13 protein-coding genes are annotated in these 13122 nt (G+C 70.7%); 6 read left to right on the top strand and 7 right to left on the bottom strand.

Annotated features, from left to right (window positions below):
- Nucleotides 1–188: 188 nt before the first annotated feature.
- Nucleotides 189–950: a ferredoxin reductase gene (locus ACFYXF_RS05010; RefSeq protein WP_389348466.1), complete on the bottom strand. Its 762-nt coding sequence runs from the start codon at nt 948–950 to the stop codon at nt 189–191.
- Between the two features lie 100 nt (nt 951–1050).
- Nucleotides 1051–1656, bottom strand: coding sequence for a sulfite oxidase-like oxidoreductase (locus ACFYXF_RS05005; protein ID WP_389348135.1), 606 nt, complete (start codon nt 1654–1656; stop codon nt 1051–1053).
- A 220-nt stretch (nt 1657–1876) separates the two neighbouring features.
- Between ACFYXF_RS05005 and ACFYXF_RS05000 the strand changes: the two genes are divergently transcribed.
- The 3 genes from ACFYXF_RS05000 (at nt 1877) to ACFYXF_RS04990 (ending at nt 4551) form a co-directional block, all read left to right on the top strand.
- Nucleotides 1877–2806 carry an NADP-dependent oxidoreductase gene (locus ACFYXF_RS05000; RefSeq protein ID WP_389348134.1) on the top strand — a complete coding sequence of 310 codons (930 nt, stop codon included), beginning with the start codon at nt 1877–1879 and terminating at the stop codon, nt 2804–2806.
- A complete protein-coding gene (locus tag ACFYXF_RS04995; RefSeq protein WP_389348133.1) occupies nt 2803–3525 on the top strand; it encodes a GNAT family N-acetyltransferase in 723 nt (240 codons plus the stop codon). Before ACFYXF_RS05000 ends, ACFYXF_RS04995 begins: the two co-directional genes overlap by 4 nt.
- Before the next feature lie 207 nt (nt 3526–3732).
- The gene (locus ACFYXF_RS04990) at nt 3733–4551 is read left to right on the top strand and encodes a putative protein N(5)-glutamine methyltransferase (protein ID WP_389348131.1); all 819 of its coding nucleotides are present in this window, start codon (nt 3733–3735) and stop codon (nt 4549–4551) included.
- Between the two features lie 238 nt (nt 4552–4789).
- Here the strand turns inward: ACFYXF_RS04990 and ACFYXF_RS04985 are convergent, their stop codons facing one another.
- Both ACFYXF_RS04985 and ACFYXF_RS04980 read right to left on the bottom strand, forming a co-directional pair.
- Nucleotides 4790–5326, bottom strand: a complete 537-nt coding sequence (locus tag ACFYXF_RS04985; RefSeq protein ID WP_389348130.1) for a hypothetical protein — start codon at nt 5324–5326, stop codon at nt 4790–4792.
- A gap of 193 nt (nt 5327–5519) precedes the next feature.
- Nucleotides 5520–6500 (bottom strand): fibronectin type III domain-containing protein, encoded by a 981-nt coding sequence (locus tag ACFYXF_RS04980; RefSeq protein WP_389348128.1) that lies wholly within the window; start codon nt 6498–6500, stop codon nt 5520–5522.
- Nucleotides 6501–6866: 366 nt separating this feature from the next.
- Between ACFYXF_RS04980 and ACFYXF_RS04975 the strand changes: the two genes are divergently transcribed.
- Nucleotides 6867–7586, top strand: coding sequence for a glycoside hydrolase family 75 protein (locus tag ACFYXF_RS04975; RefSeq protein WP_389348127.1), 720 nt, complete (start codon nt 6867–6869; stop codon nt 7584–7586).
- Between the two features lie 58 nt (nt 7587–7644).
- Here ACFYXF_RS04975 and ACFYXF_RS04970 read toward each other — a convergent pair whose 3' ends face one another.
- From ACFYXF_RS04970 to dhaK, 3 genes are read right to left on the bottom strand one after another with little or no spacing between them, the layout of a single operon-like run.
- A complete protein-coding gene (locus tag ACFYXF_RS04970) occupies nt 7645–8058 on the bottom strand; it encodes a PTS-dependent dihydroxyacetone kinase phosphotransferase subunit DhaM (protein WP_389348125.1) in 414 nt (137 codons plus the stop codon).
- The gene (dhaL, locus tag ACFYXF_RS04965; protein ID WP_389348123.1) at nt 8051–8650 is read right to left on the bottom strand and encodes a dihydroxyacetone kinase subunit DhaL; all 600 of its coding nucleotides are present in this window, start codon (nt 8648–8650) and stop codon (nt 8051–8053) included. Before dhaL ends, ACFYXF_RS04970 begins: the two co-directional genes overlap by 8 nt.
- A 58-nt stretch (nt 8651–8708) precedes the next feature.
- Nucleotides 8709–9701: a dihydroxyacetone kinase subunit DhaK gene (gene dhaK / locus ACFYXF_RS04960; RefSeq protein WP_389348122.1), complete on the bottom strand. Its 993-nt coding sequence runs from the start codon at nt 9699–9701 to the stop codon at nt 8709–8711.
- Nucleotides 9702–10319: 618 nt separating this feature from the next.
- On the opposite strand from dhaK, the gene ACFYXF_RS04955 reads away from it, so the two are divergent.
- Both ACFYXF_RS04955 and ACFYXF_RS04950 read left to right on the top strand, forming a co-directional pair.
- The gene (locus ACFYXF_RS04955) at nt 10320–11612 is read left to right on the top strand and encodes a hypothetical protein (protein WP_389348120.1); all 1293 of its coding nucleotides are present in this window, start codon (nt 10320–10322) and stop codon (nt 11610–11612) included.
- Complete coding sequence (locus ACFYXF_RS04950) at nt 11609–13012, top strand: hypothetical protein (RefSeq protein ID WP_389348118.1); 1404 nt, start codon at nt 11609–11611, stop codon at nt 13010–13012. The genes ACFYXF_RS04955 and ACFYXF_RS04950 overlap by 4 nt, the downstream gene beginning before the upstream one ends.
- Nucleotides 13013–13122: the final 110 nt, after the last annotated feature.

The following is a 13122-nucleotide window of genomic DNA, read 5'->3' as shown; positions in this document are numbered from 1 at the left end:
CGGGAAGGTGCGGGGCCGCACACTTGCGCCGGGAGGCCGCCACCGGGGGCCGGATTCAGATCCGGTTCACGGGTTGGCTCGCCGCGACCAGCAGTCGTGGCGCTGGCGGGTGTCCGGCGAGGGCGTTGGAGCCACGCACGTGCGTCTCGCACCGGCGGGGCGCATGGGCACCACCAGGGCTGGGATCCTCAGCCGAAGCGTTCGATGCGGATCCGGTCCACGGGCTGGCCCGCCTCCACCAGCAGGCGTGAGGCGTGTTCGGCGAAGGCGTTGGAGCCGCACACGTACGCCTCCCAGCCGCCCGGCGGCTGCTCGGCGCCCAGCAGCGGCGCCACATGGGCCGGCGCCAGTCGCCCGACCGGTACACCCTCGGGTGCCCGGCGGGTGAAGACGGGCGTGGTTTCGGAGCCGTACTCCCGGGCGTAGATCAGGTCTTCGGGGCCGCGCGCGGACACCAGCAGCCGCAGCGGCACGGACAGGTCCCGCGCGCGGTGGTGGCGGATCATCGACATCAGGGGTACGACCCCGGAGCCCGCGCCGATCAGCAGTGCGGGACGGTCGCCCGGCCAGGCGAAGAAGCCGCTGAGGGGGCCGCGCACCTCCACCTCGTCGCCGGGTTTGGCCACCGTGTGGAACCAGCCGGAGACCTCGCCGTCCTCGACATGGTCCAGGGTCAGTTCGATGTGTCCGGCGTCGTCCGGGGGCGAGGCGATCGAGTAGTGGCGCTGGGCCGTGTAGCCGTCGTCGGCGGTCAGCCGCAGCATCAGGTGCTGGCCGGGCAGATGACCCGCCCAGCCGGGCACCGCGAACCGGAACGTGGACGCCTGGGGTGTCTCCCGGCGGACCTCGGTGAGCGTCGCCGTCTGCCAGAGGGCCGCCGCGCGGTTGCTGACGGCGATCCGGCCCGGCACCGCGAACCGCGTCACCGGCACGAAGTCCGATCCGGCCACCCGGGTGCCCGCGCCCTGAAGGGGCGCGGGGAACGGCGCGATCGGCGACGACGACGCCGCGGACGGCCGACGGCCCGTTGCGGAACTCTCAGCGGAGCGCTCAGTCACCGGAGTACCTCTGTTCCTCCCACGGGTTCCCGCGCGCGTGATAGCCGTTCTGCTCCCAGAACCCCGGCTCGTCGTGGTCGAGGAGCCGCAGCCCCGCGATCCACTTGGCGCTCTTCCAGAAGTACAGATGCGGCACCAGGAGCCGCGCCGGACCGCCGTGCTCGGCGGGGAGCGGCTGCCCCTCGTACTCCCAGGCGATCCACGCCCGGCCGCCGGTGAGGTCGGAGAGCGGCAGGTTCGTGGTGTATCCGGTGTGCGAGTAGGCGACTGCGTGTGTCGCGGACGCGTCGGGCCGCACCGCGTCGAGAAACGCGTCCAGGGACACGCCCCCGAACCGCACCCCGAACTTCGACCAGCTCGTCACACAGTGGATGTCACCCTCGTACGCCGACGCGGGCAGCGCGTGGGCCTCCGCCCAGTCCCAGGTGCGGGGCGCGGCCACCAGGCCGTCGATCCGGAAGGACCAGTCCGCGGGCGCCAGATCGGGAGTGACCTCGGCGGACAGGACGGGCCAGTCGTCGCCCGCGTCGTACTGGCCGGGCGGCAGACCGGCGTTGAGGACGCGCGGGCGTCCGGTGAAGCCTCGGGTGACGTTCATAGGGTGGGCGCCTCACGGTCAGGCCTGGTCAGTCGGTACGCGTACCACCGTACGGGGTCACCGCGGGTGCCCCCGACCTTGGGCCCGTGGTGATCATTGCGGCCGTATGAACTCTCGGCCGTCACGGGAATAGCACCCCGGCGATCCACCTTGCCCTGAATACCGGCTCCGGTGATCGGCTGATCCGGTGCTGATGCTGAGCGAAGGAGAGTGGGAGCACATGCCCAAGGCGTACGTCTTCACACGGTTCGGCGGTCCGGAGACCGAGGCGTTGGTCGACGTGGACCGGCCGCGACCCGGCCCCGGGCAGCTGCTCGTGGCGGTGCGCGCGGCCGGTGTGAACCCCGTCGACTGGAAGCAGCGCACCGGCTACGCGCGCGCGGGCGGCGGGGCGCGCGAGCTGCCCGCCGTCTTCGGCAACGAGGTCGCCGGAATCGTCGCGGAGGTCGGCGAGGACGTCACCGGCTTCGCCGTCGGGGACGAGGTCTTCGGCAACCCGGTCGCCGGCGGCTACGCCGAGTACGCCGTGCTGCCGGTCACGGTGACCGCCCACAAAACCGCCGAACTGTCCTTCACGGACGCGGCGGCCCTGCCCGTCGCGGCGGCGACCGCGTACGACGGCATCGTCCAGCTCGCCCTGCCCGAGGGCGCGACCCTGCTCGTCACCGGCGCGGGCGGCGGGGTCGGCGCCGCGATCCTCCAGATCGCCCGAGCCCGGGGGCTGCGGGCAGTCGGGGTCGCGGGCGACGGCAAGAAGGACTTCGTCGAGTCGCTGGGCGCGGTCCACGTGCCGTCCGGCCCCGACCTGGCGGCACGCGCGCGTGCCGCGGCCCCGGACGGCGTCGACGGCGTCTACGACCTGGTCGGCGGCGAGGTGCTCGACGAGGCCGCGACCCTGCTGACCGACCGCACGAAGCTGATCACGGCCGGCGCGTCCGCCGAGGACGTGGAGCGGCTGGGCGGCGCCCGGGTCGCCCGCGCCCGCGACGCCGCCGTCCTCGACGCGGTCGCGGACCTCGTCGTACGCGGTGACCTGGACCCGTATGTGACCCGGACGTTCCCGCTCGACCGGGCCGGCGAGGCACTGCGTACGGTCGAGGAGGGTCACGCGCGGGGCAAGACGGTCATCGTGATCGAGGTCGCCCGATGAGCGACGGCACACCGCATGTCCTCGACAACCCCGCTCTGGCCTCGCTGACCGGCCCGCACGCCCACTTCGCCGAGCGGCGCGGACGGGTGCTGCGCTACCCCGTCGACGTGTCGCCGTGGCTGGCGCTGCCCGACGAGCCCGACGCCGACGACTGGGCCGACGCCGCCGCGCTCGCGGGCCCCGGGGCCGAGGTGCCCTTGGCGGGCTTCGTGGGGCAGGTCCCGAAGGGCTGGGAGATCACGTTCGAGGTCGACGGTGTGCAGTTCGTTGACGACGGCATCGCCGCCGCACCGGACCCGGAGGCGGTCCTCCTCGGCCCCGCCGACGTGCCCGAGATGCTCGACCTCGTCGAACGGACCCGGCCCGGGCCGTTCCTGCCCCGCACCGTCGAGATGGGCACCTATCTTGGCATCCGGCGGGACGGAGCCCTCGTCGCCATGGCGGGGGAGCGGCTGCATCCGCCGGGCTGGACCGAGATCAGCGCGGTCTGCACCGACCCCGCCGTTCGCGGCCAGGGCCTGGCGACCCGGCTGATCCACGCCGTCGCCCACGGCATCCGGGAACGCGGCGAGACACCCTTCCTGCACACCGGAGCCGGGAACACCCACGCCATCCGGCTCTACGAGTCGCTCGGCTTCCGGCTGCGCCGCAGAACCGCGTTCCTGGCCGCCCGCGTACCCGAACGACTGGGCGACGAGCGGGAGTTGGCGCTGCCGTAGCAAGAGTGTCGGGGTGCGGGGGGCGTGGGCCCGACCGTTCGGGTAATGTTGCCGTCCGGCTGTGGAACGCCCCAGCCGGACATCACCTGGGAGGTGAGACCCATTACCGCTGTGTCAGGTCGGGTGCTCTCACCTCAAGGCATCACGGACCGCCTCCGCTAGGCGGCCGCGAGAGCGCCCTTCGGCTTCCGAAAGGCTCTCGGCTCCATGCCCCCCAGTTCCTCCGGCACTGCCCGTTCCTCCAGCTCTTCTTCGCTCGATCCCTCCCCGGCCGTCGTCGCCGCTCTGCGCGCCGCCGGTTGTGTCTTCGCCGAGGAGGAGGCCCGGCTGATCCTCGGCGCCGCCCGTGGCGCGGACGAGCTGGCCGCCATGGTCGCCCGCCGCGCCTCGGGTCTTCCGCTCGAACACGTCCTCGGCTGGGCCGAGTTCAGCGGTCTGCGCATCGCCGTCGAGCCGGGCGTCTTCGTGCCGCGCAGACGTACCGAGTTCCTCGTCGCCGAGGCGCTCGCCCAGGCTCCGGACGCGTCCGTCGTCGTGGACCTGTGCTGTGGCTCGGGTGCGGTGGGCGCCGCGCTGGCCGCCGTACTCACCGGCGTCGAGTTGCACGCCGCCGACATCGACCCCGTGGCCGTGGAGTGCGCGCGCCGGAATGTCGCCGCGTACGGCGGACACGCCCACGAGGGTGACCTGTTCGACGCGTTGCCCTCCGGGTTGCGCGGGAGGGTCGGGATCCTTGCCGCCAATGTGCCGTACGTCCCGACCGAGGAGGTCGGACTGCTGCCCCCGGAAGCGCGTGACCATGAACCGCTTGTCGCTCTGGACGGGGGTGGCGACGGGCTCGACGTGCTGCGCAGGGTCGCTGCGCGGGCTTGGGAGTGGTTGGCGCCTGGTGGGTGTCTTCTGGTCGAGACGAGCGAGCGTCAGGTGCGTTCGGCGGTTTCGGCGTTTGAGGGGGGTGGGTTGGATGCGCGGTTGGCGGTGTCGGAGGAGCTGTACGCGAATGTGGTGATCGGGGTTCGGAGCTGAGCGGATTGTGGGGGTTGGTGGTTCGGCTGCTGCGCCGTCGTGGCTGGTCGCGCAGTTCCCCGCGCCCCTGGCGGGCGGGGGCTGGCGCCCCGCCCCCGCCCCCGTCCGCCTCCCGCCCTCCGTCCCCCGTCCGCCTTCCGTCCGCCGCCCCGCCCCCCCCCGTCCGCCTTCCGCCCCCCCGTCCGACGCCCCGGGGCGGGGCGGCGGACGGAGGGCCAGGGAAAAGGGGGCAGGTGGGTCAGAGTCGGTACGGCTTTGCGCGGCGGCGTAGTACCCAGGCCGCCGCCACCGCTCCGCACACCACCAGGGTGCCGCCCGCCGCGAGGGTGAGGGTGCCGTAGTCCTTGGTGGCGCCGCCCAGGCCGCCCATGACGCCCCGGGAGGGGGAGGCCGTGGCCGAGATCGTCGGCGTCGAGGCCGTGCTGACGATGACCGCCTGGGAACCGGCGGTGACACCGTTCGCGCACCGCACGGTGACCGTGTAGGTGCCGGTGCCGACGCTGGACCAGACGGCGGACTGGCTGGCGCTCGTGCCCGAGAGCGTCACCACACGCCCTTCGTCGAAGGACCGCTGACTGCTGTTGAGGAGCGAGGCGCTGCCGTAGCCGCTGCCGCTGCTGGTGGGGCACGCACTGGTGGTCACCGAGACCGTGGACCCGCTGGTGCTCACCGAGATCCCGGCCGCCGAAGCGGTCTGGGCGGTCAGGACGAGCGGAAGCACGGCGGCGGCCGCCACGGTCAGGCCGGATCGGAGGAGGAGTGGAACGGTTCGCATGTGGACTGCCCTCCGGCGGCACGGTTGGCGGTACGTCCCATGCGCCGCCGAGGGTCGGGGATCGCCCGTGCTGCCTCGGGGCCAGCCAATGTGGCCTTGCCCCGGCCCGCACCCGGACGGCGACCGGGCAGGTGACGGATTCGTTCGTACGGCGGACCGGTGATGGGCTGTCAGGGCGATCCCGGCCGCGGTCCTACGGCGCCGTCACCGCCGTCCGCTCCGCCGAGAACCCGCCCCACGTCCCGTCCGGCAGCCGCGCCCTGATCCGCACCCGGTACTCCGCCCCCGCCTCCCGGCCCACATAGAAGCTGTACGACGCCCGCCCGCGCGGAACGGGCCCGCCCCACACGAGGGAGGTGGCCTGACGTCCGTCGAGCTGGATCTCGTACTCCGTGATCACCCCGTCCGCGCGCGGCGGAACCCAGGACAGGTCCAGGTAGTACGCCCCGTCCGTGCGATGGGTCGCCGCCCGGAAGTCGGTGGGGGCGGTGGCTCGGCCGTCGTCGGTGCCCGGTGTCGTGAGCCGTACGGGGGTGCCGGGCGCGGAGACGTTGTCCGCGGCGTCGCGGGCGCGGACGGTGAAGGTGTAGCGGGTGCCCGGCCGCAGCCCGGTGACCACGGCCGTCGTCCGGTCCCCGGCCACCGTGTGGATTCTTGCCGCGCCCTGGTGGATGTCGTACGAGGCCACGTTCCTGTCGTCCGTCGACGCGTCCCAGGACAGCCGTACCGACCGGCTGCCGGTGGTCTCGGCCCGCGTGCGGCCGGGGCGGGTCGGGGCTGTGGTGTCCGACGGGGACGCGGCCGGGGTCGTCGCGCGGACGTCCTCGCTGCGGGGTCCCGAGCGGCCGTCGGTGCTGCGGGCCCGCACGGTGAAGACGTACGTGGTGGACGGGGTGAGTCCGACGACGTCCACCATGTGCTCCGACCCGGGTACCTCCTTCACCTTCGCCGTGCCCCGGTACACCTCGTACACGGAGACCTCGGGACCGTCCGGCGCGCGGTTCCACATCACGTGCACGCTCGTCGCACTGCCCGCGGCGGCCGTGACCCCGGCCGGGGCGGGCGGGAGCCCACCGTCCGAGCCGCTCCCGCCCGCGTTCCCGGTCCAGGTGCAGGAGGCGGTGAGCAGCAGCGCTCCGCAGACGGACGTGACGTACCCGGCGACGCGTCGCACAGCTGTCCCCTCCTCCGCCCCTCCCGCACGGTATTGGTCCGGACCAATATGGACCCGGTGAGGCGTGTGCATCAAGAGGGGTGCGGTTGCTCCGTGTCCGCCGTGATTACGTATGCTGAGGCTCGTCAAGGCTGAACTCGCCCCGCTGTCGGGGCAGTTCATGTCAGTTGCGCGGAACCGCTGTCGTCGCAGGACCCGCGCCGTCACGGGTGGCCGGGTCGCCGGAGCCGACACGGGCTCAGGCGCCCGGCCCCTGTCGCGAGTTCGGGGCATGCACCGTACGGCCCCCTAACGGTGGACGCGTGATCGGACCGGCACCAGATTGGGCCGAGTGTCCGTCAGATCCCCCAGGAGAGGGCCCCTATCGTGCGTGTCCACACGCTGACACTCGCCGCGGCCGGCGCCGCCCTGCTCGCCCCGACCGCGTTGCCCGCCGCTCACACGAACGCGCCGGCGCGGTACGAGGGCAGCGTCCGGGCTGTCGACCTGCTGGCCAGGGTGCAAGGCTGCACTCCTGTGTCCAACGGCCACTATCGCAGCGACGCCGGAGCCCGCGCGGACATCCCGGTCTGCGGCACCGAGGAGGCCGTCTACTGGACGGCCGACATGGACATCGACTGCGACGGCCAGGCCGGCCCGCGCTGCAACAGCACCACCGACCCGTACTTCGCCGACACCACCGCCTACCAGCAGTCCGACGGCCGTCAACTGGACGCCGCACGGCTGCCGTTCATCGTCGTACCGGTCGCCAGCAGCATCTGGAACTACCGCGACTACGGCATTCGGGGCGGCTCGGTCGCCGCCGTCGTCTACAAGGACCGGGTGCAGTACGCGGTCGTCGGCGACACCGGTCCCCGCGACATCATCGGTGAGGCGTCCTACGCGACCGCCGACGCGCTGGGCATCAACCCCGACCCGCACGGCGGCGGAACTGCCTCCGGTGTCACGTACATCGTCTTCAAGAACTCCAAGGTGTCGCCGATCGAGGACCACGCGGCGGCGGTGGAGACGGGGGAGCGGCTGGCGAAGGAGTTCGTGGGCGAGGGCGTCGGCCGTGCCGGGGCCGGGGCCGTGGACGGGGACTGAGTCGGCCCGTCAGGGACGGCGGGCCGGTCCTCGACCGTTGCCCGCCGCTCCCGACCCCCTACACCTTGCGGTACGTGTACGCCTCCGCGGCCGCCGCCTCCACCGCCGCGAGGTCGGCCCCTGTCGACGCCGTGACGACCGCCGCCACCGCTCCCTCGACGAACGGGGCGTCCACCAGCCGGGTGCCGTCCGGGAGTTCGTCGCCCTCCGCCAGGAGCGCCTTCACCGTGAGGACCGCGCTGCCCAGGTCCATCAGGACCGCGACTCCGGCACCCTGGTCCACGGAACGGGCCGCCGCGGTGATCAGGTCGGCGCTCGTGCCGAGTTCACCGGACCCGGTGCCGCCCGCCGCGGCGACGGGAACGGCCGCACCGCCGCCGACCAGCGCCCGGGCCAGATCCGCCACCGAGGCGGCCACCGCCGCGCTGTGCGACACCAGCACGACCCCGACAAGGCCGGTCCCGTCACTCACCGGCGGTCTCCGCGAGAGCCGCGATCAGCAGCGCCGCCGAGGTCGCCCCCGGATCCTGGTGGCCGATGCTGCGCTCGCCGAGATAACTCGCCCTGCCCTTGCGGGCCTGGAGGGGCACGGTCGCGAGAGCGCCCTGTTCGGCGGCCGTGCGTGCGGCGGCGAACGAGACGGCGAGGGCGTCCACGGCGGGTACGAGGGCGTCGATCATCGTCTTGTCGCCGGGCGCCGCACCGCCGAGCGCCATCACCGCGTCCACCCCGGTGCGCAGCGCGTCCGTGAACTGCTCCGCGCTCACCTCGGCCGCTTCGCCGAGCGCCTTGCCGGTGCGGCGCAGCAGCGTTCCGTACAGCGGCCCCGAGGCGCCGCCGACCGTCGAGATGAGCTGGCGTCCGGCGAGGACGAGGACGCCGCCGGGCGTGTCCGGGGCCTCCTTCTCCACGACGTCGGCCACGGCGTTGAAGCCGCGCCGCAGATTGCTGCCGTGATCGGCGTCGCCGATCGGCGAGTCCAGGGCGGTGAGCCGTTCCGCCTCATGGCCGACGGACACGGCCATGGCCGCCATCCAGCGGCGGAAGAAGTCGGCGTCGAGCACAGGATCTCCTTGCGTGGTAGGTGCGTGGTGGGTAGGTCGGTCACTGCCGTACCCGCGCTCACATGCCCCAGCGCAGACCCGCCGTCCGCGCCGGCGCGTCCCACAGTCCCAGCAGCTCCTCGTCGATCTCGCACAGGGTCACCGAGGCGCCCGCCATGTCGAGCGAGGTGACGTAGTTGCCGACCAGTGTGCGGGCCACGGCGACCCCGCGTCCGGCCAGCACCCGGTGCACCTCCGCGTTGAACCCGTACAGCTCCAGCAACGGTGTCGCGCCCATCCCGTTGACCAGGAGCAGCACGGGATTGCGCGGGTTCAGATCCTCCAGCAGCGCTTCCACCGCGAAGTCGGCGATCTCGCCCGAGGTCATCATCGGCCGCCGTTCCCGGCCCGGTTCGCCGTGGATGCCGACGCCCAACTCCAGCTCGCCCGGCGGCAGATCGAAGGTGGGGCTGCCCTTGGCCGGGGTGGTGCAGGCGGCGAGCGCCACACCGAAGCTGCGGGAACTGTCGTTGACCTGCTGGGCGATGGCGCGCACCTGCTCCAACGGGCGGCCCTCGTCCGCCGCCGCGCCGGCGATCTTCTCCACGAACAGCGTGCCGCCCGTCCCGCGCCGCCCGGCCGTGTAGAGGCTGTCGGTGACGGCGACGTCGTCGTTGACGAGGACCTTCGCGATCTGGATGCCCTCGTCCTCGGCGAGTTCGGCGGCCATGTCGAAGTTGAGGACGTCGCCGGTGTAGTTCTTCACGACGAACAGCACGCCCGCTCCGCTGTCCACGGCCGCCGCGGCCCGCACCATCTGGTCGGGCACGGGAGACGTGAACACCTCACCCGGACAGGCCGCCGACAGCATCCCCGGTCCCACGAACCCGCCGTGCAGCGGCTCGTGCCCCGAACCGCCGCCTGAGACAAGGGCCACTTTCCCGGCCACGGGAGCGTCCCGCCGTACGATCACCCGGTTCTCCACGTCGACGGTCAGCTCGGGATGGGCCGCCGCCATGCCCCGCAGCGCGTCGGCGACCACAGTCTCCGGAACGTTGATGAGCATCTTCACGTGTACCTCCTGATGAGATTAACAGATGAGCCTCTGACCTGTGTCTTCGCAGGTCAGACTATGACTGTTCAGTTGTCGATCTTGGCGGTGCGTGGCGGTCGGAAGCGGGCTCTGGCGGTACTGATGCTGACTCAATGCTGACTTTGGTGACGGGGCGTCAGGTATGGCTGACGTGCAGTTGGTGTGGCCCTGGAAGCCTTCCCTCGAAAGTATCGACGCTGAGTGAGCGGGGGTCACGTGTGCGGATGCTAACGGGAGTACGTGGGTTGCGCGCCCGTGAACCTTTTGGCGTGGACGTCGTCGGCTCTGACTCCGCCCGGCGCTGGTTGGAGTGTTCGTACGGCTACGTGTGGACGATTTGTTGGAGCCCTTGCGGCCGGAATACGGAGATGGATGACTACCTGGTAGCGGACGGCTCGCTGAGTGCACCCTGGACGTCGCCACGTCACTACCGGGTCGTCCGGAGGAACCGTCGGCTCCTCCGGTGCGGATGGGCCCCCGGCGGCTTCTGTCGACTCCAGGGTGAAGGTGCACGGCCGCTGGGCGAGCTGAGACGGCAGGGGCGCCCGGAGGTTCGGCGTCAGCCCTGATGTCAGTGCCCCCTCATAGGCTTGGTTCATGGCATCAAGCAGCCGCAAGGAAATCCCGGCGCCGGTCACCAACCGCCTGTTCGCGCTGTCGGGGAATCAGTGTGCGTTCCCGGGGTGTTCGAGCCCGGTAACGTATCAAGAGGCTTCTGGGGAGAAGCCTGTGACGCTGGCGCAACGCGCGCATCTGGTCGGTGTCGGGAGGCAGGGGCCGCGCTCGAGAGAGGCTCCGCTGTCGAATGATCCGGACGCGGTGGAGAACCTGACTCTCTTCTGCGGAACCCATCATGCGGTCGTGGATGGGAACCCCCGGATCTATTCGGTCGAGGTCCTCGCCAAGTACAAGGCGGACCACGAAGCGAGGATGGCGGCCAAGGATCTTCGCGTACCGCCTTCGTCGTTCGAGACCGACTCGGTCGATCTGTCGGTGCTGTTCGTCTCGGAACTTCCGGGTTCTGTCTGGAAGGCGGAGTCGCGGTTCAGGACGTCCATGGAAGTCATCGAACGGCTTCCCCGACCGATGCGCGGTCAGGTCCTTCCTTTTGTGCTGGTCAACGGTCAGGTGTGGGCGTTTCATGATCTCGCCGATACCCGTGGACCGTTCAAGCAGGTAGTAAAGCCTGAAGACGCGCAGTGCCTGGACGCGGCGGAACTGCTGGCTTCGCAGGACCGGAACATCTATGTGTGGCTGCTGAACTCGGCTCTTCGCTTGGCCCTGCGTAAGCGCGGGATCCAGTATGACCGTGATCACGGGCGCTACTACTTTCTGGCGGACCACGAGACGGTCACCCGACGGGTGGAGGCCAAGACCAAGACAGGCAGGAACCAGTCCGCCAAGAAGGTCGTCCGCCAGGAAGGCGAGCTCGTAGGTAATCCACGAGATGTGTGGTGGCATCTCGCGGCGCAGCTTCGCTTCGAGGAATTCGCCACGGGGATGTGGGGGCTCACGGTCCGGCCGGAGTTCCATCTCACGAAGGACGGGAAAGTACCGCTGGATCCGCGCAGGGTAGGGCGCAAGGTGACGAAGCGTAAGTCCCGCATGTATAACGAGGGATACTTCGACGCCGTCCATTTCTTCCGGTACTTCCTTCTCGACGGCCGTGCGCGGGTTGTCTTCGAGGTCGGCCAGCAAAATATTGCGATCGACGGCGACTTCCCGCAGGTCGACGCCAAGTGGCCGCTGATCGACGACAACCGCTTCAACCCCGTCACCATGCTCGACAGCGGAGACGAAGACGACGTCATCGATGCTCTCGCCAGTTCGTGGGACGTCGACGACGAGGAGTGGGACTGGGGCGCTGAGCATAAGGAGGACGATCGATGAGTCTCGTACTCAAACCGCTGAACCTGGGCATCGAATGGATCGATGAGCCAGACCTCGCCTTTGCCGGCAACCTGACACACATCGACCCTAAAGTCGGCATTCCTGCGGCGGGCCCCTGGTCGCGTGACCAGCCGAACCACCCTGAGGCTGTGACCGCTGGCTTCATCGGCACCGCCGAATCCATCGCCAAGGCCCGGGCCTGGCTGTCGCGGGCGGCTGAAGGTGTCGACGGCGACGACGAGCACCATCCGTTCTGCGGGTTCCAGCCGGATGGTCCGTTCGCGTCCCGGTTGCGTACCGACGGTCCGGAAGCGAAGATCACTGCTGCCGAGATCCGTGCCGTGACCGCGGAACGGCTCAGAAGGCTTGAAGGCTTCAACCAGCTCCTGGACGTCATCGACGACCGTCTGCGCAGGCTGGCCAGCCTCGATGCTCCGCCCGCCGTCGTGTTCATCACGCTGCCATCCGAGATCACCAAACGGTACTGGGCCGTTCACCAGCGAAATCGCGGAGTGGAGACGGTGTGGAACCTGCGTGCCGGGATCAAGGCCCGGGCGATGCAGCGGGGGCTGCGCACGCAGTTGCTCCAACAGGAGACCGTCGAGTCGGACCTGAACGCGCACACCTCCGACCTCGAACACCCCGCCGACCTCGCCTGGAACCTGTTCACCGCGATCTACTTCAAGGCCGGTGGCTTCCCCTGGACCCCGGTCGGCCTACCCGAGGGAACGTGCCACCTGGGGGTCACGTTCTACCGTCCGCACGGTGAGAGAGCCGCGATGCGTACGAGTGTCGCCCAGGCGTTCGCCGAGAACGGAGAGGCGTTCGTGCTCCGCGGCAGTCCGTTCGAGTGGAAGGGCAAGTGGCCGCACCTTCCGGCGGAAGAGGCGTCCCGGCTGATCTCCGACGTCATCGGCCGTTACAAGCAGACGATGGGGCGCACTCCCCGGCGCATCGTCATCCACAAGCAATCGCGGTTCTTTCCCGAGGAACGCGCAGGCTTCGAAGACGCGCTCAGCGACTACGAGTACGACCTGGTGGCCCTGGCACCCTCCACCGGCGTACGCATGATGCGTCACGGCGAATACCCGCCACCTCGCGGCACGTGCGTCAGCCTCGGCGACCGTCGCTACCTTTACACGACCGGTTACGTGCCGTCGCTCGGCCGCTACCCGCACGGGCATGTGCCGGCGCCGGTTCAGATCACCGACCATGTCGGCGACTCCAACGCCCGGGACCTGCTCCGCGAGGTCCTGCTGCTGACCAAAATGAACTGGAACTCCGCCCGCTTTGCTGAACGGTTGCCCGTCACGGTGCGGTTCGCTGGCGAAGTCGGCGCCATCCTGCGCGACCTCCCGGACGCCTACGAACCCGAAGCCCGCTACGCGTTCTACATGTAGGTGCGGATCCGGGTGCCTCATGGTGCCGGTCCGCACCGCGAGATTTCATGACGGCGGCGTGGCCGACACCCGGAGCAGTGGGGACCCTCCGGTTCTGGCAGCGGATTGGT

The sequence above is a fragment of the Streptomyces sp. NPDC002680 genome, from assembly GCF_042889145.1.
Taxonomy (GTDB): domain Bacteria; phylum Actinomycetota; class Actinomycetes; order Streptomycetales; family Streptomycetaceae; genus Streptomyces; species Streptomyces adonidis.
The sequence above is the reverse complement of the archived record's forward strand: the minus strand, read 5'-3'. Positions and strand labels throughout refer to the sequence as shown.